A 24,379-nucleotide genomic window follows, 5' to 3' on the forward strand; every position below is an offset into this window, starting at 1 on the left:
CCGCCGCCTGCGCCGGGTCGGCTGAACTGGCATGATCGGCAGCGATCGTCCCCGCCTGGAATCTTCCGTGCCACCGAGCTGGCTTGCGTCCCTGCTGCGCCCTGCCCCGGATTCGGCGGTGGCCGAACTGCTGCGGCGTGGCAAGTCGCCCTGGAGTGGTGCGATCCACTTGCTGTGGTCGGTCTGGATCTTCCTCACCCCGGTGCTCGGGAATGGCTTCACGCTGCGCTGGTTGTTGCTGACGCTGGCCAGCTATCCGTTGTTCCTGCTGTTCTATGCCAGGGTGATGCTGGCGCCACGGCACCACGCCTGGCGCTACGCGCTGGGCATGATTGCGATGGCCCTGGTGCTGCTGCCGTGGTATCCGTCGGGACTGAGCTACTTCGTGTTCGGCTGCGTGATGATCCGCATGAGCAGCCGCGGCGGCTGGTGGGTGTACCTGTTGCAGCTCACTGGCCTGAATCTCCTGTTCTGCAGCACCGCGCTCTACTTCGGTTATCCGTGGCAGGCCATGGTGTGGATGCCGGCGGTGTCGTTCATTGTCGGGCTGGTGGTGAACGTGGAGGCCTTGAGCCATCAGCGCGACGTTGCCCTGCAGCTGTCCCAGGACGAGGTGCGGCGCCTGGCGACCACCGCCGAGCGCGAGCGCATCGGCCGTGATCTGCATGACCTGCTGGGGCATACGCTGTCATTGATCACGCTGAAGCTGGAACTGGCGCGCAAGCTGTACGACCGCGACGACGCGCGTGCCCGGCAGGAAATCGGCGAGGCCGAGGACATTGCCCGCGAGGCGCTGGCGCAGGTACGCAGTGCGGTCACCGGCATCCGCGCCAGCGACCTGGCCGGCGAACTGGCCTCGGCACGCCTGCTGCTGGAATGCCAACAGGTACACCTGCAGTACATGCCGCCGCCACCGATGCCAGTGGAGGTAGAGCGTGGGCTGGCACTGGTGCTGCGCGAGGCGGCGACCAACATCGTGCGCCACGCGCAGGCGACCCGGGTGCAGGTGGATTTCATGCTTGAGGACCGACAGTTGGTGATGCAGATACGCGATGACGGCCGTGGTGGCGTGCAGGCCGAGGGCAACGGATTGTGTGGCATGCGTGAGCGCGCAGCGGCGCTGGGTGGCCAGTTGACGCTGCAGTCGCCGCGCGGGGAAGGCACGCTGCTGACCGTGCGCGTGCCCCTGGTGGCCGCGACTACGCCGCTGTCGCCGGCATCGCTGGCACAGGGAGGCGCGGCATGATCCGCATCTTGCTGGCCGAAGATCAGGCGATGGTGCGCGGCGCGCTCTCGGCGCTGCTGGGTCTGGAACCCGATATCGAAGTGCTTGGCAGTGCTGCCGACGGCGAAGCCGCCTGGCGCATGCTGCAGCAGCTGCAGCCGGACATCCTGGTCACCGACATTGAGATGCCGGGGCTGAGCGGGCTGGAACTGGCCCAGCGCATCGCCCGCCATGAACTGCCGATCAAGGTGGTGATCGTGACCACCTTCGCCCGTGCCGGTTTCCTGCGTCGCGCATTGGAAGCGGGCGTACTGGGCTATCTGCTGAAGGATGCACCGGCCGAGAACCTGGCCGAGGCACTGCGCAAGGTGAAGCAGGGCATCCGTGCGATCGATCCGCAGCTGGCGCTGGATGCGTGGTCGCAGGCCGACCCGCTGACCGACCGCGAGCGCCGCGTACTGCGCCTGGCAGGCGAGGGCCGCACCGCCAGCGAGATCGCCGAGCAGCTGGGGCTGTCGCACGGCACAGTGCGCAACTACCTGTCCGAATGCATTGGCAAGCTGGGTGTGGCCAACCGGATCGAGGCGTACCGGCTGGCGCGGCAGAAGGGGTGGTTGTAGGGGGGCGTCACTTTCTTTGCTCGTGCACCGCGCTGCAGGAGCAGCGCGGAACGGCGTAGCCGGCCCGTAGGGTGGCGCACATGGATGTGCGCCATCAAGAAAGTAACCAAAGAAACACGCCGCCGGCCGCGAGCCGGTGCTGCGCACCGGCACCCTGCGCTTCTCGGTGAATCAGGGGACGGCGCCGAACTCGCTTCGCTCAGACATCGGCGCCTCTTCGCCCCTGATTCCCCTGCGATGCTCGGCTCGCTATAAGGCGGACCCAACGTCAAAGGCCGCAGCTGCACCCAGTAGATCCACGCCATGCGTGGATGCTCTTCGCTTTGCTTTTCCAATCCGCCTTCAAGCGAGCCGAGCACCGCAGGTCCGGCGAGGGCGCAGAGGCGCGGGTGTCTGAGCGCAGCGAGTTCCCGCGCCGTCCCTCGACGGACCGAGGAGCGCAGGGTACCGGTGCGCAGCACCGGCTCGCGGCTGGCGGCGCGTTTCTTTTGGTTACTTTTCTTTTCGCGCGAAAAGAAAAGTGACACCCCTCCGCAGTCGCGAAAAAGGGCAGCCGGGAACCCCGGAAAACCCATTCAATCCTTCCCACGTGCCATCGCCTGGAACACGCCATCGCGGCGCACCCACAGGTGGAACAGCGCCGCACCCACGTGCATCAGCACCGTGGCGAACAACACGTAGGCCAGCAGGCTGTGCGCATTGCGCAGCGCGGCGTACAGCGCTGGCGTGTGCGGCACGATCGGCGGCAGGTGCAGGCCACCGCCCAGCACGATCGGGTAGCCGCCGGCCGACAGCATCGCCCAGCCGATCAGCGGCATCGCCAGCATCAACGCGTACAGCATCCAGTGCGAAGCCTTCGCCGCCAGCACCTGCCACGCGGGAAGATCCGCTGGCAGCGGCGGTGGGCGATGGCGCAGGCGGTTGTACAGGCGCAGCACCGCCAGCAGCAGGATGGCGATACCCAGCGGCCGGTGCAGGTCGATCAGCATGGGGCGCAGGTGCAGCGAGGCGACCATGGTCACGCCGATGAACAGCATGGCGATGATCATCAGCGCCATGGACCAGTGCAGCACCCGGGCGAGCAGGTTGAAGTGGCCGTTGCCAGTGCTCATCGTGCGTCCCCCTTCGTCTGTGCCGCCGCACCGCTGGCGCGCTCGCGCTCGCGGCGGTTGAACGACTGCGAATACACCGCCGAGCGCGCAGCCAGGATCGGGTCGTCGCTGCCGCGCACGCCGCTGGGCACGATCAGCGGATCGAAGTTGAGCTGGCCGCAGGCGCCTTCTTCCTGCGACTGCATGCGGTCGAGGCTGAGCACGCCGGCCACCACCTGTTCGCGCGATTCAGGCCACGGCACCGAGGGATCATCGATGGCATCGCCCGGCGCGGCCAGGCTGACCACCAGGTTCCAGCGCACCGGGCCGCTGGCCAGGCGCTGCTGCAGTTCCTGGCTGAGGAAATCGACGTTGGCCTGCTTGCGTGCCTCTGCATCCATCTCCACCAGCGGCGCCTGCGGCTGCCAGCGCCAGCGCACCGCGCGTTTCTGTCCCTGCGCGTTGGTGAACCAGAAACTGTTGACGCTGTTGAAGGTGGTGTTGGCCCAGCTGCTGGTCCACGGTGCGCTCTTGGCCCACTGCTGGAAGGCCTGTGCGCTGGGGTACCTGGCCAGCACGGCCGCCATTTTCTGCGGGTCGGGCTTGCCGGTGGCCGGATCCGGAATCTGCGCGCGGGTCTGCTCGTAGAACGCCTCGGCGGTGGGCACGGCGAAGAACGGGAAGCTGTTCATCGCCATCCGCCATTCCTGCCCGTCATCGCCCACCAGCTGTACGGCGATGCTGCGCACGCGCGCGCTGCCATCGGCGCCGTGCGGATCGCCGCCGCCGATCGACAGCCGGCCCAGCACCGGAACCTTCGCCTGCGAGAACACCCGTGCGCTGGACAGCGTGGGCGCCTGCGCGCTGGGTTCGAACCAGCCGCTCACGCACACCCCTTTGCTGTGCGCGCGGCGGAAGCCGGGATGCGCAGGGCCGGTGGCCTCGATGGTGTCGGTGAAGCGCTGTGCGGTCAGCCGGTCGCGGCCGATCCAGCCCGCCAGCCAGGCGAAGGCGAGCGCGACAATGCCCAGGATCAGTGCGATCAGCGCGATCCAGGGCAAGGGTGAATGCCGGCGCGGCGCGCCCGGCTCCCGGCCGGCGCGGGTATAGCGGAAGAGCGACATGGTCGGAGTCCTGCCTTCACGGATGTGTGGGTGGGCGACCACGACATCCTCGCAGAACCCGGCCGGTGCCGAAATTCAATTTTTCGTCAGATTTGCAGGGTGATGCAGTGCCGACCAAGGGCGGCACCCACCGCCATGGGTAGCGCCGGGCCATGCCCGGCGCCTCCATCAGCCGTAACGTGCCTTCAGCATCGTCCACGCCGAACGCAGGGCCAGCGCTTCGCCACCGGCCGGGCGGCCGGGGCGCTCGCCATCGTTCCAGGCATACACGTCCAGATGTGCCCAGCGCTGTCCGTCTTCCAGGAAGCGTTCCAGGTACAACGCGGCGGTGACCGAGCCGGCCATGCGCGAACCGGCGTTGGCCAGGTCGGCGATGCCGCTGCTCAGGTAACGCAGGTACGGACGCCACAACGGCATGCGCCACACCGGGTCACGGGTGGCGTCGCCCGCCTGCAGCCACTGCTGGGCGAGCGTGTCATCGTTGCTGAACAGCGCCGGCAGGTCCGGGCCCAGCGCGATGCGCGCCGCGCCGGTCAGCGTGGCGAAGTCCAGCACAAGATCCGGCTTCTGCTCACCGGCGAACGTCAGCGCGTCGCACAGGATCACCCGGCCTTCGGCATCGGTGTTGTCGATCTCCACGCTCAGGCCCTTGCGGGTGGCGATCACTTCGCCCGGGCGGAAGGCATCCGGGCCGATCGCATTCTCCACCGCCGGAACCAGCAGGGTCAGGCGCACCGGCAGCTGCTGGGCCATCACCAGCCCGGCCAGGGCCAACGCGTGGGCGGCACCGCCCATGTCCTTCTTCATGTTGCGCATGCCGTCGGCCGGCTTGATGTCCAGGCCACCGGTATCGAAGCACACGCCCTTGCCGACCAGCGCCAATGCCGGGTCGGTCTCCTTGCCCCAGCGCAGCACGATCAACCGCGGCGCACGGTGCGAGGCACGGCCCACCGCATGGATGGCCGGGAAGTTCTGCGCCAGCAGTTCGTCGCCGGTGATGGCTTCCACCTGCGCGCCATGCGCTTCAGCCAGGGCACGCGCGGCGTCTTCCAGCTGCTGCGGGCCCATGTCTTCGGTCGGCGTGTTGACCCAGTCACGCACGCGCAGGCTGGCGGCGATCAGGTCGGCCACTTCGCCGGTCGGTGCAGCCACCAGCTGGGCCGGCGCGCGGTTGCGCTTGCGGTAGCGGTCGAAGCGGTAGCTGCCCAGGCCCCAGCCCAGCTGCAGCAGCGCCTGCTCGGCGGCCGGCAGTTCGCTGGCCAGCTGCCACACGCTGCCTTCCGGCAGGGCATGCGGTGCATGGGCGTAGCTGTAGGCATCGGCACGATCGCCGACGCCGATCACCGCGCCAGCCAGGCCATCGGCGCCGGGCAGCAGCGCAACCGAATGCGCGCCCGCAGTGAAGCCCTGCGACTTCAACCACGCCTGGGTGGCAGCAGATTGGCTGTTCTTCCACGCCTCGAACTGGCTGCGGTCCAGCACGTGCAGCGGCAGTGCGGCGGTGGTGTCGGCGGTGAAGCCAGTGATCTCGCTCATGCGTCAGGTACTCCGGGATGCGTCAGCGTCGGCGGCGTCGAGGTTGGCATCGAGCCAATCGGCCAGGCCGGTGAGGGTGTCGAACTGCAGGTCAGGCTGCAGCTGCGGATGGTTCCAGGTGGCCGCTTCGCGGTTGATCCAGCAGCCGCGCAGGCCGGCAGCCATCGCGCCGGCCACGTCCATCTCGACGTGGTCGCCCACGTGCAGCACCTGCGCCGGGGCGACGCCCAGGCGGTCGCAGGCAGCGTGGAAAATGCTCGCTTCGGGCTTGGCCGCGCCATGCTCGCGCGCGCCCAGCTGGAAGCTGAAGTGATGGGCCAGGCCGATCCGTTCCAGATCGGCGTTGCCGTTGCTCAACGCGGCCACCGGCACCCGCGCGGCGATACGCGCCAGTGCGTCGAGCGCATCGGGGTAGCACTCCACCTGGTTGCGCGCGGCGTAGAACACTTCATACGCCGGCTCCAGAAGATCCAGGCTGGCGCCACTGTTTTCCAGCGCCTCCTGGATCGTCAGCCGGCGCAGCGCGCTCAGGTCGAAATGCAGGTGGGGGTTGTCGCGGAACGAGCGCTCGCGCAGTTCGCGCATGGCCGCCACCGGATACATCGCGGCGGTGGCGGGGCTGTGTTCGCGCATCCAGTCGAACAGGACCTGGTCGATGCGGGCGCCGATCGGAGCGAACGGCCACAGCGTATCGTCGAGGTCGAGGGTGATGGCAAGGACAGGGAATTTCACCCCGCCATTCTACGCCTGCCCGCGCGGGCTTTCATGCGCGCGGCGGGCAGGCGCTGCCGCCCGTCGATGGAGCGCGCCTCACTCCAGCAGCCGCGCCCAGCCGTGCATGCCGTCCAGCCGCGCCAGCACCAGCTTGATGCAGACCAGCAGCGGCACCGCCAGCAGCAGGCCGATCATGCCCCAGGCCCAGCCGAACACCATCAGCGCCAGGATCAGCACCAGCGGTGACAGTTTCATCTGCCGGCCAAGCACGATCGGCGTCACCAGCTGCCCTTCCAGGGTATGCAGGGCCAGGTAGGCAGCCGCAGGCAGCAGTGCCTGCAGCGGGTCGCGGAACTCGACAAAGCCCATCAGCAGCATCAACGCGACGCCGAGCAGCGGGCCGACATAGGGCGCGAAATTCAGCAGCGCCGCCACGGTTCCCCACAGCAGCGCCTCCTGCAGGCCGATGCCCAGCAGCATCAGCACCCCGGCCAACAGCAGGCCGACCACCGTGTTGATTACGCTGATGGTCAATACGTAGCGCGACACCTCATGCTCGATCGAGCGCAGGATGTCACTGGTGAAACGCTGCTGCTGCCGGTTCGGGAACAGGGCGATCGCTGCACGCTGCAGGCTCTGGCCGTAGATCATGAAGAACAGCGTCAGCAGCACGACGGCCAGCACCGAGGCGGCCAGCCGCGGCGCACGGGTGAGCATTCGGTAGGGGTCGTCCAGCTGGGTGCGGATCACCTGCACCTTGCGGTTGCCGTCGCCGCCGGCCACGCGCGCGAAATTCTCTGCGGCTTGGTTGGCCTGCTGCACCGGCTTGGTCAGGTCCTGCACCTGGCGCGCAACCTTGCGCAGCTGCTGCGGTGCTTCCTGTGCCCAGTCCATCGCCGGGCCGATCAGCTGCACAGCCAACGCACCGGTCACGCCCAGGCCGGCGCCCAGCACCAGCAGGGCGCCGAGCGCGCGCGGAATCCACAGCTTCTGCAGCAGGCGCAGGATGGGGTTGCCGACCAGGGCGAAGAACATCGCCAGCAGGACCGGCAGGATGATGTCCTGCGCCGCCCACAGGGTGAACGCCACGGCCAGGGTCGCCAGGATCACCAGCGACATCGGGCCACGGGGGCGCGAGGGGGCGGCAGGGGGCGGACTCGTCCGGCGCAGGCGACGACGGGGACAACAGGGGCTCGCTCATCGACGCACCGACCAGAAAGAGATGCCATTATCGGCCCGCCGCGATCAACGCGGCGGGTAAAGTTCGTCAACGTTCGGACAACTCGGTCGCCGCTTCGGCCGGACGGGGCTCATGCGGCTCCGGCTCGGCCACCGGGCGTGCTGCCGGTCGTGCCGCAGCGGCGGGTGGCGGCGCGGCCGCTTCATCCACCTGGCCGGCGGCATCGTCTGCGGTTTCCGCCGCCTGCGCCGCCACCACCGAAGCAAACGCGGCCTGGGCGCTGGCGAACAGGCTGGATACCGAACCGACCATCTGCAGCCAACGCGCTCCGTTGACCTTGCCCGGAACCTCCAGCTTGCCGGCGATGAACCCGCCGGCCAGACCCACCACCACGATGCGCAATGGCGACCAGCCCTGTCGCCAGACCTGGCTGAGCACGTTCCAGTGGTCCTGGGTCTCGCCGAGGCGCACGGCCATCACCTGTTCGCAACGTTTCACACGCCGCTGCAGTGCACCGAACTTCATGGCTTGCCCTCCGGAATCTGCACGCCGGCATCGGGATCATCATCGGTGGGCTCGTCGAACAGGCCCAACCGGGACAACTGACGCCGGGTGGCGTGCATGCCGGTGTGGTGGAAGAAGTAGGAAACGCGCCAGATCGCATAGCCGGTGACGACCAGGCTCAGCAGCGAGGTGATCAGCAGGGCCTGCAGCCAGCTCAGGCCGAAGCTCTGCAGCAGGGCGATGAGGGTGGCGGCCAGCAACAGCCAGGCCGACGCACCGAACACGATCGCCACGCCGGCCCAGGCCAGTGCGCGGCCGAACGCGCTGCGCGCCAGCGCGAAGTCCGCCGACGCCAGCCGGCGCAGGGAACGCAGCGAGTGCTTGGCCGAATCGGCAGTCGCCCGGCCGGCTGCGCCGACCTGGCGGATGCTTTCGTCCAACGGCGGCGTGGCCGCCGGATCAGGACGTTGCGTGGTGTCTTCGCTCACGCCGCAGCTTACTTGTCGCTGCCGCGGGCCAGCTTGGCGATGATCCAGCCGGTAGCGAAGGCCACGCCGAACGAGGCCAGCGGACGTTCGCGGATCAGTTCAGCAGCGCTGTCGATCAGGTCCTTGCCCTTGTCCATCAGCGCATCGACCTGTTCCTTGGCGGCGGCACCACCGAACTCGGCAGCAGCCAAGCCCGACAGCGCGCTGTCGGAAAGTTCAGCCTTGACGTTGGCCTTGCCGATGCGCAGTTCGTCGGTCGCGGCGCCGGTAGCGCCCTTGATCGCACCGCCGGCAGCGCTGGCGGCCTGCTTCAGGTGGGAACCGGCTTCACCCAGGTGGTCCTTCAGGTTCTCGGTATTGGTGGGGCTCATCGAATCACTCCTGTTGCGATGGGGGAACGGGCGATCGGCGCCTGGCCGACCTGGACGTACAGCAATAGCATCACGTGGGTATAGGGGGCGTTACGGCCAGGCGATCAGCGCATCACCAACTGGCCCTGCTGCTGGCCATTGTTGCGCAGCACGCGCAGCACCAGGGTGGGCGGGCGCTGCTGGAAATTGGCGCGCCAGCTGGCCAGGTCGGCGAACTCGCCCACCGTGGCGTCGGTGATGATGTCGCCCTGCTGCAGGCCATTGGTCGCGGCGCGGCTGCCGCGCTTGACCTCGCTGACCAGCACGCCGCCCACGCCAGACTGACGCAGCGATTCGGGCAGGTCGACGAAGCTGGCACCGGTCAGGCGCGGGTCCAGGCTCTCGCCGCTGACCACGCGCGCCTGTTCTTTCAATGTTGCCTTGATCTGCAGCGGCTTGCCTTCGCGGCGAACGTCCAGGGTCAGCACGCTGCCCACCGCCGCCAGGCCTTCCACGTTGTGCAGTGCTTCGGCACTGTCCACACGCTGGCCGTTGGCCGATACCACCACGTCGCCCGGCTTCAGCCCTGCGGCGGCACCGGCCGAACCGGCCAGCACGCGGGTTACCAGGGCGCCACGGGTTTCGCCCAGGCCCAGGCCCTGCGCGATCTGCGCGCTCAGGTTCTGGCTTTCGATGCCCAGTGTGCCGCGCACCACCACACCATGCTTGACCAGCTGGTCGACCACACTGCGGGCCAGGTTCGATGGAATCGCCAGGCCCAGGCCGATGTTGCCGGCCATGCTGCCCTGCGGGTTGAAGCTGGCGGTGTTGATGCCCACCAGCTGGCCCTGCAGGTTGACCAGCGCGCCTCCGGAATTACCCGGGTTGATCGATGCATCGGTCTGGATGAAGTTCTGGTAGCCCAGCCCGCGGATGCCACTGCGGCCCACCGCCGAGACGATGCCCGAGGTGACCGTCTGGCTGAAACCGAACGGATTGCCGATCGCGACCACGAAGTCGCCCACCCGCAGCTGGTCGCTGTTGCCCAGCTTGATGTCGGTCAGGTTCTGCGCCGGAATGCGGATCAGCGCGATGTCGGTGTCGCGGTCCGAGCCGAGGAACTCGGCCTTCACCGTGCGCCCATCGGCCAGTGTCACCTGCACGTCATCAGCGTTGTCGATGACGTGGTGGTTGGTCAGCACCAGGCCTTCGGTGGCATCGATGATGACGCCCGAACCGAGTGACTCGTTGATCCGCTCCTGCGGGATGTCCGGGAACAGGCGGCGGAAGAACGGGTCGTTGAAGAACGGGTTGCGTACCCGCACCACCTGCTTGGTGTTGACGCTGACCACCGCCGGCATCGCTTTTTCCAGCATCGGTGCAAGCGAAGGCACCGCCTGCCCGGCAACCGCGGCCGGCAGCGCCGCGGAGGTGGGCAGTACCGCCGGCAGCGGAGCGGCATCGGCACGGTTGTCCAGGTGCGCATTGAGGCCGGTGGCAACGAAGCCGCCGAAGGCAGCGGCGATTGCGAGCGTAAGCAGGGTGGGAAGCGGTCGCATGGGAGTCGGTTCGCAGGCTGGGGTGTGTGGGCCGTTGACGCATACGGTAGAACAAGCTGAATGAGTGTGTCGCGATCTGGATAAATGCCCCATGAAAATCCGACCCTCGCCGCAGGCGCCGGAAAGCTGACGCGCGCACCACAACGCTGTTCGCGACAGCCGCGAGCGAGCGCCGCAAGGCACGCCGGCAGCGCCCTGATACACCGCGACACTTGCGCAGTTCCGCGCATCCCGACCTTGCGATGACGCTCAGTGCTGCGCGGATGTGTGGCTGCTGCTCGTGCCTGCATCGGCACGCCAGCAGCAGGCAGGCTGCGCAGCGCACTGCTTAAAAAAAGGGGTTTCCTGACTGCGGGGCGCGTCAGCTGCCACCATCGCCTACATCAGCTGCGTCGCACCGGATGCGATTGACCGGGCGTGCCCGTTCCACGATCGCCATTGTCGGTATAGCATCGCCCCGTTTTGACAATCCAGGCCCCCAGGAGGGCAACATGAGCAACGGTAATGGTGTGTCGGTCGTGACCGACGCCGTCGAGAACGTGAAAGAAACCGCCACCAACGTCGGCGAGACCATCGCCCACGCCGCCGAAGACGCAGTGAAGTCGGTCAAGAAGACCGTCAAGCGCGCCAGCAAGGCTGCCACCACCCGCGTCGCCAAGGCCAAGAAGGTCGTGGCCAAGGTCGAGAAGACCGTTGCCAAGAAGGCCGAGAAGGCCGCCAAGTCGGTCGGCAAGACCGTTGCCAACGCCAAGAAGAAGCTGGAAGCGGCCAAGAAGAACGCCAAGGCCGAAGCGGCTGCCCTGAAGAAGGAAGTGGCCAAGAAGAAGGCGGCTGCCGGCAAGACCGTGACCAAGAAGGCTGCTGCTGCCAAGAAGACCGCCAAGGCTGCCGGCAAGAAGGTCGCTACCGTGAAGAAGGCCGCCACCAAGAAGGTTGCGACCGCCAAGAAGGCTGTGGCCAAGAAGACCGCTGCTGCCAAGAAGGTTGTCGGCAAGAAGGTCGCTACCGCCAAGAAGGCTGTGGCCAAGAAGACCGTGGCCGCCAAGAAGGTCGTCGGCAAGAAGGTCGCTACCGCCAAGAAGGCTGCGGCCAAGAAGACCGTCGCTGCCAAGAAGGTCGTCGGCAAGAAGACTGTCGCTGCCAAGAAGGTCGTCGGCAAGAAGACCGTCGCTGCCAAGAAGGTCGTCGGCAAGAAGACCGCCACTGCCAAGAAGGTCGTCGGCAAGAAGACCGTCGCTGCCAAGAAGGTTGTCGGCAAGAAGACCGCTGCTGCCAAGAAGGTTGCCGGCAAGAAGGTCGCCGCTACCCGCAAGACGGTCGCCAAGAAGGCTGCACCGATGAAGAAGGCCGTGGCCAAGAAGGCTCCGGTCAAGAAGGCCGTGCGCAAGGCTGCCAAGCGCAAGTAATCGCGCGTGGTTCGAAGGCCCTTCCGCTCATCGGGCGGGAGGGCCTTCTGCGTTTTCGGGGGGGCGGATCATTGCCTGGCGTGGATCTGCGGCAGCAGCCTGGGGCAAGATGAAGGTCTTCCGCAGGAGCCCTGACCATGCGCGGCATCGATTTCAGTTCCTGGCAGGGCGTGCTGTCCACTCTGGCCGGGTTGGTCCTGATCACCCTGCTCGGCGTGGGCATCCGCCTGCTGGTGATGCAGACCCTGCAGCAGCGCCGCGAACGAGAGAACCGGCAGATCAATGAGCGGCTGCGTACCTTGATGGCGGCCTACAAGACGCTGGGCGGCTCCTTCACCGGTGAGCTGGGGGTCGATCCAACCCACCTGCGCGACCTGCGCCAGCGGGCCCACGAAGAAGGCATCGCCGAGCCGGGCTCGGATCGGGCCCGGCGCATCCGCGATGCGGTCGAAGCGGCCTTGTCGGACATCCTGCTGCTGGGCACCGACGAGCAGGTACGGCTGGCCGCGCGCGCTGCCAGTGAACTGGCACAGGGGCGTGCGGTGCACACACACGAACTGGTGATCTCGCTGCGCGACTTCGTCCGCGAGGCGCTGGACCTTGCGCCGGTACCGGCCGACCTGGAGATCCCGCGCCAGGGGCCTACCCGCCCTGCGGGCAGCGGCGGCGGAAGTGGCAAGGGCCGCAACGAGGGCGAAGCCAAGGGCGGTCGCACCGGTGGAAGTGGGGGCGGTGGCGGCGGCATGGGTGCCGGAATGGGCGGACTGGGTGTTGGTGCCGGTGCTGCGCTGGGTGCCGGCCACGCCGCCGGTGAGGATGAAGCGGGCGCCCGCTGAGGACGCCCGCCCGGGTCAGCGCTTGAGTTCGAAGATCGGCTCGAATCCGCCGTAGATCATCCGTGCACCGTCGAACGGCATGGGATTCTTCGACGGGTCCAACCGCGGGTCTTCCATCATTTTCTGCATGCCTGCATCGCGGGTGGCCTTGTCCGGCCACTCGATCCAGGAAAACACCACGGTCTCCTCCGCCGTGGCTTTCACCGCGCCGAAGAAATCGGTTGTCTTGCCGTGCGGCACGTCATCGCCCCAGCACTCGACCACGCGCAGCGCGCCGTGTTCGAGGAACACCACGTCGCCGCTGCGCGCGTGGGCGAGGAATTTCTCCTTGTTGGCGGTCGGCACCGCCAGGACGAAACCATCGATGTAGCTCATCGCTTGCCTCCGGAATGGACCGTACCAGGTGCACGGCCTTCATTGAGTCGACGCTTCAGGGCGCGGCAAATCGACATCGATTGCCGCGCCATTGACCATTGAATCGAAGCGCGTGCGCGTACCGCGCGCGTATGCCTGAGCCTTGCTGAATCAATGCAGAAAATTCAGCAATGCGAAGACCGCTGTTTTCAGGGAGCGTTGTGGCGAATAACGGAGAATTTACATTCCCGATGCGATGGCGCCCTGGCGCTGCTGCACACCATAAGAAAGTAAAGGTGTACCCCCATGAAGAATTCGCTGATTGCTCTGGCTCTGGCTCTGGCCGCTGCCCTGCCCTTCACCGCTTCGGCCGCCGAGAACCTGTCCTACAACTACGCCGAGGCTGATTACGCCAAGACCGACGTTGACGGCATCAAGGCTGATGGCTGGGGCGTGAAGGGTTCCTACGGCTTCCTGCCGAACTTCCACGCTTTCGGCGAGTACAGCCGCCAGGAAGTCGACCACACCAACATCAAGGTTGACCAGTGGAAGGTCGGTGCCGGCTACAACGTCGAAATCGCTCCGTCGACCGACTTCGTTGCCCGCGTCGCCTACCAGAAGTTCGACCAGAAGCACGGCCTGGATTTCAACGGCTACAGCGCTGAAGCCGGTATCCGTACCGCGTTCGGTGCCCACGCTGAGGTCTACGGCCTGGTCGGTTACGAAGACTATTCGAAGAAGCACGGCGTGGACATCGACAGCCAGTGGTACGGCCGCCTGGGTGGTCAGGTCAAGCTGAACCAGAACTGGGGCCTGAACGGCGAGCTGAAGATGAACCGCCACGGCGACAAGGAATACACCGTCGGCCCGCGCTTCAGCTGGTAATTGCATCTACGGCGCCCGCGCGCTGTTCGTGCTGAAACAGGCCCGGCATTGCCGGGCCTGTTGCGTTGTGGGGAATCAGAACGGAGTCTGACTGCGATGCGCGGCGTCATGTTGCATTGCAATGAATTGGATTCCGCCACCGCCAGTGGCGGCCTACGGTGGATATCCCGTGCTGCCGGATACACCGCGATGCCGCCCGTACTCCCACCGCTGCTCCCCGACCGGCCGCGCCGTCTGGCGCTGCTGGATCCGCATCCGGTGCTGCGGCTGGGGGTGGAAGTGCTGCTGCACCAGCACAGCGGCGTGCACGTGCGCGGCAGCTACGCCAACGAAGATGACCTGGTGGAACTGCTGCAACGCGAACCCGGCTGCGTTGACCTGCTGGTGATCGATGCGCTGCCGCTGGGGGATCTTGGCGACGGGTTGCAGCTGCTGCGCGGATTGTCCCGGCGCTGGCCCAGCCTGCCGATACTGGTGCTGTCGGCGCACTGCAATGCCAGCACCGTGGCCACGACGATGCAGGCCGGCGCACGCGGCTACCTGTCCAAGGCGACCACGCCGGAAATGCTGCTGCGCGCGGTGGACGTGGTGGCCCGCGGTGGGCGGTTCGTGCCCCCGGAGCTGCGCACGCAGCTGAATCGATCACGTGCGCGGCGCATGTCGGCGCCCAGCCTGACGCCACTGAGCCGGCGTGAACGCGAAGTGCTGCGGCTGGTGCTGCAGGGGTGCAGCACCGGCGAAGTAGCCCGGCGCTTCCAGCGCTCGGCCAGCACCATCAGCACGCAGAAGAAAGCGGCCTACCAGAAGCTCGGCATCCGCAGCGATCTCGAACTGTTCCGCATCCGCCACCTGCTGGAGTGTGGCTGACGGGCGCGCTTACTCGCCCTGGTACTGCTTTTCCTCGACCAGCGCCGAACCGGCAACCTGGTTGATCTCGTTCTTCACCTGTACGCGTTCGCCGTTGGTGCCGTACACGCCGCGCGCCAGCTGGATGAACGCCTCATCGAACACCTGCGCCGCTTCCTTGTCGCGCAGCTGGTCCTGGATCTCCCACATGCGCTCGTTGATGGCCTTCAACTGCGTCTTCAGCGCGGCCAGTGCCGGCTGCGCGTCAAGCTGCTGCTGCAGCAGCGGCAGCAGGCCGTCAAGCTCGGTGCGCACGTTGGCCAGCTTGGTCGCATCGTCGATGCGCTCGGCCTTGATCTCGAGAATGGTGATCTTGTCGATCAGCTCGCCGATCGATACCGGGGTCAGGATGGCGTCCACGTGGTTGGTTCCTGGAAACAGGCCCGCATGATACCGCGCCCACCGCAGCGCGGATTTACGCTGAATTTGCGCTGGCGCGGCAGCATCGCCATCGAACCGTTACGGCCCTGCCATCGACACTGCCGTCCCGGCGGACAGACCGCCTTCGACGAGGAAGTGAGTGCAGTGAAGAGCAAGGGGATGATCGTGGCCAGCGCGGCCGCACTGGCGGGGCTGCTGTGCGCCGGCAGCGTGCAGGCGCAGGTGCAGGTGAGTGGCACGGCGGCATTGACCAGCGACTATGTCTGGCGCGGCAGTTCGCAGAGCGAGGGCGATCCGGCCGCGCAGGTGGGGGCAAAGGTCACGGTGGGTTCGGGCTGGTATGCCAGCGCATGGGGTTCGAATGTCTCGTTCACGCCGGACAGCGGGGCACGCAGCGAGTTCGATCTCGTCGCCGGCTGGTCCGGCGCGCTGTCGCCGGACTGGAGCCTGGATGCGAACCTCACCCGGTATGTCTATCCGGGCACTGGCCGCGCACTGGACTGGACCGAACTCAATGTCACCACCACCTGGAAGCAACGCGCCTGGCTGCAGGTTGCCCACTCCAACGATGCCCTGGCCGGCGGCCGTCGCGGCACCTACGCACAGCTGGGCGTGCGGGTGCCGTTGAACGAGCGCGTGCGGTTGGAAGCGGCGGTGGGGCAGTACTGGCTGGCCACCGCGCAGGGGCCGGACTACCTGCATGGCCAGCTCAGTGCCATTGCCATGTTGACGCCGGCCTGGGAACTGCGCGCCACCTTGCATGACACCGACAGCGCCGCCAAGCGTCTGTTCCCGGGCAATGCCGGTGGACGCTGGGAACTGGCGCTGCAGGCCAGCTTCTAGTCGGCCGACGCGGCCTGGCGGGCGCGCCAGGCACTGGGCAGCCACACCAGCAGGGCCAGTACCGCCACCGCGGTACCGGCCACGCACACGCCGGTCCAGCCGAAACGCGGGTAGACCTGCGCCGACAGCAGCGAGCCCAGCGAACCCCCGATGAAATAGCCGGTCATGTAACCGGCATTGAGGCGGTTGCGTGCCTCCGGCTGCAGTGCATAGATCAGGTTCTGGTTGCTGACATGCAGCAGCTGCGCGGCCAGGTCCAGCACCACTACGCCGACCAGCAGCGCCAGCAGCGAATGCGCCGAGAACCCCAGAGGCAGCCAGGACAGCAGCAACAGCACCAGCGCAATGGCCGTGGCCCGGCCGGTCTGGCCACGATCGGACATGCGCCCGGCAAGGCCGGCAGCCAGCGTACCGGCGGCACCGACCAGCCCGAACAGGCCGATGGTGGCGTCGCTGTAGGCATACGGCGGCTGCGCCAGCAGGAAGGCCAGTGGCGTCCAGAAGATCGCGAACATCGCAAAGCTGCACGCGCCGAGCAGGGTGCGCTGGCGCAGCACCGGTTCCTGCACGAACAGCGTGCCGATCGAGCGCAGCAGCGCGAAGTAGCTCAGCCCGGCGCTGTGGTGGAAACGCGGCAGGCCGCGCTGCAGGGCCAGCGCGGTCAGCACCAGCGTACCTGCAGCGATCGCATAGACCAGGCGCCAGTCGCCCAGGCTCGACAGCAGCCCGGCCACGGTGCGTGCCAGCAGGATGCCCAGCAGCAGCCCGCTCATCAGCGTGCCGACCACGCGGCCGCGATGCTCCGGTGCGGCCAGGGTGGCGGCGAACGGCACCAGCACCTGCGCCACCACCGAGAACAACCCGGTGATCGCGGTACCGGCCAGCAGCCATGGCAACGACGGCGCGCACGCGCTGATCACCAGCCCGCTGGCCGACAACAACGTCATCACCACGATCAGCCGGCGGCGCTCGAACAGGTCACCCAACGGCACCAGCAGGATCAGGCCAGCGGCGTAGCTCAACTGCGCAGCGGTCACCACCATGCCGACCTGGCCGAAAGGCACGCCGAAGGCATCGGCGATGGTATGCAGCAACGGCTGCGCGTAGTAATTGCTGGCCACCGCGATACCGGTGGCGACCGACATCAACAGGATCTGCCAGCGCCGGAGGGGAGGAAGGGAAGGGGACACGCGATGTTCCGTGAAGCAGGGCAGCACAGTGTCCGCCTGCTGCTCTCATGATGGAAATGAATCATCATCATCGCTGTCATCTGGAATTGAGATACGGGTGTGAACCTCAAGCAGCTCGAGTTCGCCGTGGCCCTGGCCGAAGAGGGCAACTTCACCCGAGCGGCCGCGCGCTGCCACGTCGTGCAGTCCGCCCTGAGCCATCAGATTGCCCATCTGGAGCAGGAGCTGGGCACGATGTTGTTCGAGCGGCTGCCGCGCCAGGTGCGCGCCACCGCGGCGGGAGAGGCGTTGCTGGTGCACGCCCGGCAGGTGCTGGCCAGCCTGCGCCACCTGCGTGCCGATGTCGCTGCCGTCAGTGGTGAGGTGCGCGGGCTGCTGGCGATCGGGCAGATCTCGTCGCTGACCGGCGTCGACGTGGTGGCCATGCTGGCTGCCTTCCAGCAGCAGCACCCGCAGGTGGAGTTCCAGTTGCGGGTGGACAAGAGCGAGACCCTGCTGCAGCAGGTGCAGTCGCGCGCACTGGACGTGGCGCTGGTGGGGCTGGCGCCGTCGGCCCATCTGGAGGGCGTCTGCCACCAGATGCTGCAGGAAGAGGATCTGGTGGCCGTGCTGGCGCCGCAGCATCGGCTGGCCACGCGCCAGCGGTTGCCGTTGGCGGCGCTGCAGGATGAGGCACTGGTCGATTTCCCGCGGGGGACCGGCGCGCGCCGGCAGACCGATGATGCGTTCGCCGCAGCGGGCCTGCCGCATCAGGTGCGTTTCGAGGTCAACCTGATGGAACTGGTCGAGCGTTTCGTCCGCCACGGCCTGGCGGTGGGCATCGTGCCGGTGCGGATCGCCGACGGTTTCGAAGGGGTGGTGCAGGTGCCGCTGCAACCGACCCCGACCCGGCGCGTACATCTGGTCTGGCAGCGCCTGCCGACGCCGGCCGCACGCGCCTTCGTCGACGCCGTGCTCAGCCGCGCAGGCGCAGGCTCAGGCCCTTGAGGAAGTTGCGCAGCATCTGGTCCAGGCAGCGCCGGTAGTTCTTGTGGCCGGGCTGGCGGAACAGCGCGCCGAGTTCGGATTTGGAGACGTTGAAGCCGATGCTGGTGAAGATCTCCATCATGTCGACATCGCGCAGCTGGAAGGCCACGCGCAGCTTCTTCAACACTAGGTTGTTGTCGATGCGTGTTTCCACCGCGCGCGGCGCCTGGCCCTCATCGTGACCGCGCAGGTGCAGGATCAGGCCATCGAGGAAGTGCGCCAGCGCACTGTCGCTCATCGGCTGGAAACCCGGTTCGTCTTCACGCAGCAGCCAGGCCTTGGCCTGGTCGACATCCACTTCGAACGCCGGATCGGCCATCTGGCACAGGGTCACCACGTGGTGGTCGCCGAGGTCCAGGGAGTAGCGCACGCTGCGCAGTACATCGTTATTGATCATGGCCCATTGTACCGGCCCTGCGGCTGTAACCGGACTGTCACCGGATTGCAGCATCGTGAGCGCTGTTCTGCAGAGACCCTCTCCGATGCGCCGGTACCTCCTTTCCGTTCTGCTGGCCGCCAGCAGCTTCGCCGCCACCGCCCAGGACCGTTTCGTGCCCGTGGAGCAGCGTCTCAGCGCGGCCCAGCTGGCCGAAGTGGGCCTGGACGCGACCCAGCTGCAGACCCTGAACCGCGTGCTGCGCGAGGCCGAGGCATCTACGCCCGTACCCACGCGGGCGGCGGTTGCGGCCAACACCGGCGCGCCGGTGCCGGCCAACGTTCCCGCCCCGGCGGCGATGCACTTGGGCCTGGAAGAGGGGCCGGTCAGCGCCCGCGTGGTCGGCGACGTTGCGGGTTGGCAGCCGGGCACAGTGTTCACCCTCGACAACGGTCAGCAGTGGCAGGTGATGAAGGGCCAGATGAAGCTGCGCAAGACCCTGCAGGCACCGCAGATCGAGGTGATTCCGGGTATCGCCGGGCGCTGGTTCCTGCAGGTCGACGAAGATCTGCCGAAGGCACGCGTGTTCCGCCTGCGCTGACCGCGCGCACCGCAGCGGGCCGATCAGGCAACGCAGCCGTGGGCCGACGGTGCCAGAATGGCGGTCTGGTTTCCCACGGAGTTGTCTGATGACCCGAACCGTCCTGATTACCGGCGCCACGTCCGGCTTCGGCGCCGCTGCCGTACACCGCTTCGCCCAGGCGGGCTGGAAAGTGATCGCCACCGGCCGTCGCAGCGAACGCCTGCAGCCGCTGGTCGAGCGCTACGGCAAGGAGGTGGTGCACGCGGCCGTGTTCGACGTGCGTGATCCGGTCGCGATGGAAGCGGCACTGCTGGCGCTGCCGCCGGCCTTCGCTGACATCGATCTGCTGGTCAACAATGCCGGTCTCGCCCAGGGCACCGCGCCGGCGCAGAGCGCCAGCCTGAAGGACTGGACGACGATGATCGACACCAACATCACCGCGCTGGTCACCCTGACCCATCGCCTGTTGCCGCAGCTGGTGGAGCGCAAGGGCGCCATCATCAACATTTCGTCGGTGGCCGGTGTCTATCCGTATCCGGGCGGCAACGCCTATGGCGGCACCAAGGCGTTCGTCAGCCAGTTCTCGCTGGGCCTGCGTTCGGACCTGCACGGCACCGGTGTACGCGTGACCACCATCGAGCCGGGCATGGCCGAAACCGAGTTCACCGTGGTCCGCACCCACGGCGACCAGGTTGCGTCGGACAAGCTGTACACCGGCGCCAACCCGATGACCGCCGAAGACATCGCCGAGCAGATCTTCTGGGTGGCGAGCCTGCCCCCGCACCTGAACATCAATCGCCTGGAACTGATGCCGGTCAGCCAGTCGTTCGCCGGTTTCCAGGTTGCCCGCGAGAGCTGATCCGCTGTCTGCAGCGTCGAACCCGGCGCTGCACGGGCAAAAAAAAAGCCGGGCAATGCCCGGCTTTTTTCATTATGCCCGCACGCTTACTGTGCCTTGATCGCCATCGCCTGCAGGCCGGTGCCATCCAGCTTCTGCTTGGCTTCGGAAAGCTCACCGGCGGTGCCATAGGGCCCCATGCGTACGCGGTACACGGTCTTGCCGTTGATCTGCGCCGACTCCACGCGTGCGGCCAGGCCCATCATCGCCAGCTTGGCCTTGGTCGCTTCGGCATCGCCGGACGCGCCGAACGCACCGGCCTGCAGGATGTAGCGGGCGTTGTCGGCCGGTGCCGGGGCTGCTGCGGTGCTGGCGGCGGCCGGCGCGGTTTCGCTGCGTGCCGCAGGAGCGGCGGCAACGGTGCTGGTCGGCGCGGTGGTGGCCGCTGGCGCGGCGGTCGTCGGGCGTTCACTCACCGGCGTCGGCAGCGGACGGCTGGTGGCGGTCACCGGCGCGGTGCTGGCAACGCTCGCCGTCGCCGCAGGGGCTGCGGCCGCAACCGCCGCCGGCACGGGCCTGCCTTCCAGTGCGGCCTGCGCGCGCTGCGCTTCGGCCTTGCTCCGGCGCTGTTCCTCGGCGCGCGCGCTGGCGGCCAGTTCGGCGTCGGACATCTCCACTTCCTTGCCAGGCAGCAGGGTGTAGAAGTCGTACTGGGTGGCCGCCGGCTTTTCCGGCTCAGCCGGCTTCGGCGTGGCCGGCTGTGCGGCCGGCTGGGTGCCGACATCGCTTTCGCCATCGGCCACCGGCGCCGGCTGCGCGTTCGGGTTCGGCTGCGGACCGGCGCGCAGGAAGCCATCGCCCTCGCCCTTGAACAGGTTCGGCGCCGCCAGGAACACCACGGCGGCGATCGCCACGCCGGCAACCAGCCACACCCATCCGGGCGTGCCTTGGCTGCTGTTGCGCCGAGCCTGTGTCTTGCCGCGTCGTGCTGCCATGTCTACTGCGTCTCCTGAGGCTTACATTTTTTCCGGGGCGGAAACGCCCAGGAGGTCGAGGCCGTTGGCCAGTACCTGGCGCGCCGCGCAGGCCAGGGTCAACTTGGCATTGCGATCGGTCGCGTCGTCCACCAGCACCGGCGTCCCGTGATACCACGTGTGGAAGGCGTGCGCCAATTCGCGCAGGTACTGCGCGATCAAGTGCGGTTCCAGCGCCACGCCGGCCGTCTCCACCACTTCCGGATAACGCGAGATCTCGTTCATCAGGGCCAGCGATGCGTCATCGGCCAGGCGGCCCAGATTGGACAGGCCGGTCACCTGTTCGTAGACCAGACCCTTCTCCTGCGCCTGGCGCAGCAGGCTGCAGACGCGGGCATGCGCGTACTGCACGTAGAACACCGGGTTGTCGTTGCTCTGCTGACGGGCCAGATCGATGTCGAAGGTCAGCTGCGAATCGGGCTTGCGCGCGATCAGGAACCAGCGGGTGGCGTCGCGGCCGGCTTCTTCGATGAGGTCGCGCAGGGTGAAGTAGCTGCCGGCACGCTTGGACAGTTTCACTTCCTCGCCGCCGCGCATGACGGTGACCATCTGGTGCAGCACGTATTCCGGCCAGCCCTGCGGGATGCCCACTTCCATGGCCTGCAGGCCGGCACGCACGCGCGCCAGCGAACCGTGGTGGTCCGCGCCCAGCTCGGTGATCGCACGCTCGTAGCCGCGCTGCCACTTGGACAGGTGGTAGGCCACGTCAGGCACGAAGTAGGTGAAGGTGCCGTCGGACTTGCGCATCACGCGGTCCTTGTCGTCACCGAAGTCGGTGCTGCGCAGCCACAGCGCGCCGCCTTCCTCATAGGTATGACCCGACGCCTGCAGCTTGGCCACCGCCTCGGCGACCTTGCCATCGGCGTACAGCGAACTTTCCAGGAAGTAGATGTCGAAATCAACGCCGAACGCGGCCAGGTCCAGGTTCTGCTCGTTGCGCAGGTAGGCCACGGCGAAGCGGCGGATCGCCTGCAGGTCGTCCGGGTCCTTGGCGCCGACCACCAGGGTGCCTTCCAGGTCGACGCTGGCGCCGGACATGTAGGCACGGGCCACGTCGGCGATGTAGTCGCCACGGTAGCCGCCTTCCGGCCAGCCTTCCTGGTCCGGGGCAATGCCCTTCACCCGGGCCTGGGTCGACAGCGCCAGGTTCTCGATCTGCACGCCGGCATCGTTGTAGTAGAACTCGCGCTTGGCATTCCAGCCGTTGGCATCGAGCACGCGTGCCACGCAGTCGCCGATGGCCGCGGCGCGGCCGTGGCCGACATGCAGCGGACCGGTCGGGTTGGCCGACACATACTCCACGCCTACCGTTCGGCCATTGCCGGACAGGTTGCGGCCGTAATCGGCGCCTTCCTTGATGACAGTGACGGCTTCGCGCTGGTACGCGGCCGGCGCCAGGTGGAAATTGATGAAGCCGGGACCGGCGATCTCGATCTTGCTGACGTCTTCGCTGCGCGGCAGTGCATCGACCAGCGCCTGTGCCAGTGCGCGCGGATTGCTGCGCGCGGCCTTGGCCAGCAGCATCGCGGCGTTGGTGGCGAAGTCGCCATGGTCGCGGGTCTTCGGGCGCTCGACCACGAAGTCCGGCGGCAGGGAGTCGACGGGCAGGGTGCCATTGGCGCGCAAGGCTTCGATGCCTTGGCTGATCAGGGCGCGGAGGAGATTTTTCACGAGGCCTGCTGTGAGAATGAGCGGCGGAATCGCCCATTTTAGCGCAGATGCCGGCCTCAACGCTGACCGGGGCCTGCCTGCCAGGGCACGTGTCGCGGCCTGCTGCTGGGGGCTCATCCGACCAGGCGCGTCTGAAGCGGCGGCAGAAGGCCCCGTTCAGCAAACGAAACCGGACGCCCCTCGCCGACCACGAAGTGGTCCAGCAGGCGGATGTCGACCAGTGCCAGCGCCCGTTGCAGCTCCTCGGTGATCTGCGCGTCGGCGGCCGAGGGTTCCGGGTCGCCGGAGGGATGGTTATGGCTGAGGATGACTGCGGCGGCGTTGTGCAGCAAGGCTCTGCGCACTACTTCGCGGGGATAGACCGGGGCCGCGTTGATGGTGCCGGCGAACAGTTCCTCGCAGGCGATCAGACGGTGGCGGTTGTCCAGGAACAGGACCACGAACAGTTCCCGGGCCTGCCCGCGCAGGCGGTGCTGCAGGTAGCGGCCTACGGCGGCAGGGTTGTTGCCTACCGCTTCGCCCTGCTGCAGTTCAGCGGCCAGGTAGCGGTGGGCCAGTTCCAGCCCTGCGGCCAGCGTGCAGCTGCGTGCGGGACCCAACCCGGGGAGCTTCGACAGTTCGCGCGCAGGACGGTCCAGCAGCACCCGCAGTGGACCGTGGGCGAGCAGCAGGTCGCGCGCGGTCTGTACTGCATCCCGGCCGCCAATGCCGGAACCCAGGAACAGGGCCAGCAGTTCGGCGTCGGACAGTGAGGTGGGACCCCGGGCCAGCAGCTTCTCGCGGGGGCGCTCTTCTTCGGGCCATTCATGGATGGGCATGGCGCCCATCATGGCGCTCATCGTTGATCGGGCCCATAAGCCCTTGCCGCACCTGCGGGTCGGTCAAGCCCTCAGCCGCGCCGGGTCTGCAGGTAGTCGTAGAGTTCCTGGTTGGTCCGCAGGCCCAGCTTGCGCATGGCTTCGGCCTTCTGCCGGCTGATCGTCTTCGGACTGCGTCCACTGCGGTCGGCGATGGCATTGATGTTCAGGCCGTCGGTCAACAGCTGCAGCACTTCAAGTTCGCGCGCCGACAATGCGGCCGGTGGGTGGGGAAACAGCAGGTCGCGGGCCTGCAGGTGGCGCCGCAGCTGGTCGGAAACGAATACCTGCCCGGCCATGGCGGCATGCAGGGCCTGGGGTAGTTCGGCGAAGTCGGCGCCCTTGTCGACCAGGCCGTGTACGCCATCGCGCAGCAGGCCATCGAGCAACCCCGGGTGCCTGGCCCCGGTCAGCACGACCACGGGCAGGTCGGGATGGTGTTGGCGCAGCTCGGCCAGCAGTTCGGGCCCATCCGGGCCGGGGCCGGGCATGGACAGGTCGGTGAGTACGGCATGGCAGGGCTGCCGCACCAGCAGCTGCAGCAGTCCGGCACCGTCTGCTGCGGTACCGGCCACGTCCATCTGGTGACGCTCAAGCACGATTCGGATGCCGTGCAGGACGACCGGATGGTCGTCGGCAATGATGATGCGCGGTTGCACGGGGAACTCCTCGAAAATCGAACGGCACACCTGGGTGGCCAGCGACGATTCTGCAAAGCGGGGACGCGCAGAGGTATAGGAAAGTTCCGAATCGGCGCGCAGCAAATCCGGAAAACGCCCTGGGCCCTTGCCCATGTGCTGAT

27 protein-coding genes are annotated in these 24,379 nt (G+C 67.4%); 10 read left to right on the forward strand and 17 right to left on the reverse strand.

The features are described from left to right. Window positions 1–31 precede the first annotated feature (31 nt). Complete coding sequence (locus tag D0Y85_RS01615) at window positions 32–1,246, forward strand: sensor histidine kinase (RefSeq protein ID WP_025878349.1); 1,215 nt, start codon at window positions 32–34, stop codon at window positions 1,244–1,246. Next, entirely contained in the window at window positions 1,243–1,845 is a 603-nt protein-coding gene (locus D0Y85_RS01620) for a response regulator transcription factor (protein WP_025878350.1), read from the forward strand. The genes D0Y85_RS01615 and D0Y85_RS01620 overlap by 4 nt, the downstream gene beginning before the upstream one ends. Window positions 1,846–2,420: 575 nt before the next feature. On the opposite strand, the gene D0Y85_RS01630 is transcribed toward D0Y85_RS01620, so the two are convergent. The 9 genes from D0Y85_RS01630 to D0Y85_RS01670 form a co-directional block, all read right to left on the reverse strand. Then, window positions 2,421–2,957, reverse strand: a complete 537-nt coding sequence (locus D0Y85_RS01630; protein ID WP_025878352.1) for a cytochrome b — start codon at window positions 2,955–2,957, stop codon at window positions 2,421–2,423. Beyond that, the gene (locus tag D0Y85_RS01635) at window positions 2,954–4,060 is read right to left on the reverse strand and encodes a catalase family peroxidase (RefSeq protein ID WP_117309313.1); all 1,107 of its coding nucleotides are present in this window, start codon (window positions 4,058–4,060) and stop codon (window positions 2,954–2,956) included. The genes D0Y85_RS01630 and D0Y85_RS01635 overlap by 4 nt, the downstream gene beginning before the upstream one ends. A gap of 168 nt (window positions 4,061–4,228) precedes the next feature. Next, complete coding sequence (locus D0Y85_RS01640; RefSeq protein WP_032978292.1) at window positions 4,229–5,596, reverse strand: M17 family metallopeptidase; 1,368 nt, start codon at window positions 5,594–5,596, stop codon at window positions 4,229–4,231. A 3-nt stretch (window positions 5,597–5,599) separates the two neighbouring features. After that, window positions 5,600–6,328: an HAD-IA family hydrolase gene (locus tag D0Y85_RS01645; protein ID WP_025878355.1), complete on the reverse strand. Its 729-nt coding sequence runs from the start codon at window positions 6,326–6,328 to the stop codon at window positions 5,600–5,602. Between the two features lie 78 nt (window positions 6,329–6,406). Further along, the gene (locus tag D0Y85_RS01650) at window positions 6,407–7,429 is read right to left on the reverse strand and encodes an AI-2E family transporter (RefSeq protein ID WP_205420719.1); all 1,023 of its coding nucleotides are present in this window, start codon (window positions 7,427–7,429) and stop codon (window positions 6,407–6,409) included. A gap of 148 nt (window positions 7,430–7,577) precedes the next feature. Then, on the reverse strand, window positions 7,578–8,015 hold the full coding sequence (locus tag D0Y85_RS01655; RefSeq protein WP_117309315.1) for a protein sip-5: 438 nt from the start codon (window positions 8,013–8,015) through the stop codon (window positions 7,578–7,580). Continuing rightward, the gene (locus tag D0Y85_RS01660) at window positions 8,012–8,482 is read right to left on the reverse strand and encodes a phage holin family protein (protein WP_117309316.1); all 471 of its coding nucleotides are present in this window, start codon (window positions 8,480–8,482) and stop codon (window positions 8,012–8,014) included. The genes D0Y85_RS01655 and D0Y85_RS01660 overlap by 4 nt, the downstream gene beginning before the upstream one ends. Window positions 8,483–8,490: 8 nt before the next feature. After that, on the reverse strand, window positions 8,491–8,853 hold the full coding sequence (locus D0Y85_RS01665; RefSeq protein WP_025878359.1) for a hypothetical protein: 363 nt from the start codon (window positions 8,851–8,853) through the stop codon (window positions 8,491–8,493). Window positions 8,854–8,957: 104 nt separating this feature from the next. Then, complete coding sequence (locus tag D0Y85_RS01670; protein WP_025878360.1) at window positions 8,958–10,391, reverse strand: Do family serine endopeptidase; 1,434 nt, start codon at window positions 10,389–10,391, stop codon at window positions 8,958–8,960. A gap of 491 nt (window positions 10,392–10,882) precedes the next feature. On the opposite strand from D0Y85_RS01670, the gene D0Y85_RS01675 reads away from it, so the two are divergent. Next, window positions 10,883–11,797, forward strand: a complete 915-nt coding sequence (locus tag D0Y85_RS01675) for a histone (protein ID WP_117309317.1) — start codon at window positions 10,883–10,885, stop codon at window positions 11,795–11,797. A gap of 137 nt (window positions 11,798–11,934) precedes the next feature. Beyond that, on the forward strand, window positions 11,935–12,633 hold the full coding sequence (locus D0Y85_RS01680) for a hypothetical protein (protein WP_117309318.1): 699 nt from the start codon (window positions 11,935–11,937) through the stop codon (window positions 12,631–12,633). Window positions 12,634–12,648: 15 nt separating this feature from the next. Here the strand turns inward: D0Y85_RS01680 and D0Y85_RS01685 are convergent, their stop codons facing one another. Further along, a complete protein-coding gene (locus D0Y85_RS01685; protein WP_025878363.1) occupies window positions 12,649–13,008 on the reverse strand; it encodes a DUF1428 domain-containing protein in 360 nt (119 codons plus the stop codon). Window positions 13,009–13,293: 285 nt separating this feature from the next. Here D0Y85_RS01685 and D0Y85_RS01690 point away from each other — a divergent pair, with 285 nt between their 5' ends. After that, entirely contained in the window at window positions 13,294–13,872 is a 579-nt protein-coding gene (locus D0Y85_RS01690; RefSeq protein WP_117309319.1) for an Ax21 family protein, read from the forward strand. 189 nt (window positions 13,873–14,061) lie between these two features. Beyond that, the gene (locus tag D0Y85_RS01695) at window positions 14,062–14,739 is read left to right on the forward strand and encodes a response regulator transcription factor (protein WP_117309320.1); all 678 of its coding nucleotides are present in this window, start codon (window positions 14,062–14,064) and stop codon (window positions 14,737–14,739) included. A gap of 9 nt (window positions 14,740–14,748) precedes the next feature. Here the strand turns inward: D0Y85_RS01695 and D0Y85_RS01700 are convergent, their stop codons facing one another. Continuing rightward, the gene (locus D0Y85_RS01700; protein WP_117309321.1) at window positions 14,749–15,138 is read right to left on the reverse strand and encodes a DUF6165 family protein; all 390 of its coding nucleotides are present in this window, start codon (window positions 15,136–15,138) and stop codon (window positions 14,749–14,751) included. A gap of 165 nt (window positions 15,139–15,303) precedes the next feature. On the opposite strand from D0Y85_RS01700, the gene D0Y85_RS01705 reads away from it, so the two are divergent. Further along, window positions 15,304–16,002 carry a TorF family putative porin gene (locus D0Y85_RS01705; RefSeq protein WP_117311825.1) on the forward strand — a complete coding sequence of 233 codons (699 nt, stop codon included), beginning with the start codon at window positions 15,304–15,306 and terminating at the stop codon, window positions 16,000–16,002. On the opposite strand, the gene D0Y85_RS01710 is transcribed toward D0Y85_RS01705, so the two are convergent. Continuing rightward, complete coding sequence (locus D0Y85_RS01710) at window positions 15,999–17,192, reverse strand: MFS transporter (RefSeq protein WP_117311826.1); 1,194 nt, start codon at window positions 17,190–17,192, stop codon at window positions 15,999–16,001. The two genes, D0Y85_RS01705 and D0Y85_RS01710, sit on opposite strands and share 4 nt — an antisense overlap. Before the next feature lie 99 nt (window positions 17,193–17,291). Here D0Y85_RS01710 and D0Y85_RS01715 point away from each other — a divergent pair, with 99 nt between their 5' ends. Further along, complete coding sequence (locus D0Y85_RS01715; RefSeq protein WP_117309322.1) at window positions 17,292–18,179, forward strand: LysR family transcriptional regulator; 888 nt, start codon at window positions 17,292–17,294, stop codon at window positions 18,177–18,179. Here the strand turns inward: D0Y85_RS01715 and D0Y85_RS01720 are convergent. Then, complete coding sequence (locus tag D0Y85_RS01720) at window positions 18,148–18,615, reverse strand: DUF1456 family protein (RefSeq protein ID WP_033832824.1); 468 nt, start codon at window positions 18,613–18,615, stop codon at window positions 18,148–18,150. The genes D0Y85_RS01715 and D0Y85_RS01720 overlap by 32 nt on opposite strands. Before the next feature lie 85 nt (window positions 18,616–18,700). Here D0Y85_RS01720 and D0Y85_RS01725 point away from each other — a divergent pair, with 85 nt between their 5' ends. Next, complete coding sequence (locus D0Y85_RS01725; protein ID WP_100437101.1) at window positions 18,701–19,195, forward strand: hypothetical protein; 495 nt, start codon at window positions 18,701–18,703, stop codon at window positions 19,193–19,195. Window positions 19,196–19,283: 88 nt separating this feature from the next. Then, a complete protein-coding gene (locus D0Y85_RS01730) occupies window positions 19,284–20,036 on the forward strand; it encodes an SDR family NAD(P)-dependent oxidoreductase (protein ID WP_117309323.1) in 753 nt (250 codons plus the stop codon). An 86-nt stretch (window positions 20,037–20,122) separates the two neighbouring features. Here D0Y85_RS01730 and D0Y85_RS01735 read toward each other — a convergent pair whose 3' ends face one another. From D0Y85_RS01735 to D0Y85_RS01750, 4 genes are all read right to left on the reverse strand, one after another. After that, window positions 20,123–21,010: an SPOR domain-containing protein gene (locus D0Y85_RS01735; RefSeq protein WP_117309324.1), complete on the reverse strand. Its 888-nt coding sequence runs from the start codon at window positions 21,008–21,010 to the stop codon at window positions 20,123–20,125. A gap of 21 nt (window positions 21,011–21,031) precedes the next feature. Beyond that, the gene (gene argS, locus D0Y85_RS01740; RefSeq protein WP_117309325.1) at window positions 21,032–22,720 is read right to left on the reverse strand and encodes an arginine--tRNA ligase; all 1,689 of its coding nucleotides are present in this window, start codon (window positions 22,718–22,720) and stop codon (window positions 21,032–21,034) included. Window positions 22,721–22,833: 113 nt separating this feature from the next. Beyond that, window positions 22,834–23,538 carry a DNA repair protein RadC gene (radC, locus tag D0Y85_RS01745; protein ID WP_117311827.1) on the reverse strand — a complete coding sequence of 235 codons (705 nt, stop codon included), beginning with the start codon at window positions 23,536–23,538 and terminating at the stop codon, window positions 22,834–22,836. Window positions 23,539–23,609: 71 nt separating this feature from the next. Further along, window positions 23,610–24,236 carry a response regulator transcription factor gene (locus D0Y85_RS01750; RefSeq protein ID WP_117311828.1) on the reverse strand — a complete coding sequence of 209 codons (627 nt, stop codon included), beginning with the start codon at window positions 24,234–24,236 and terminating at the stop codon, window positions 23,610–23,612. Between the last annotated feature and the right edge of the window lie 143 nt (window positions 24,237–24,379).

It is taken from the genome of Stenotrophomonas sp. G4 (assembly GCF_003428825.1).
Lineage (GTDB): Bacteria > Pseudomonadota > Gammaproteobacteria > Xanthomonadales > Xanthomonadaceae > Stenotrophomonas > Stenotrophomonas indicatrix.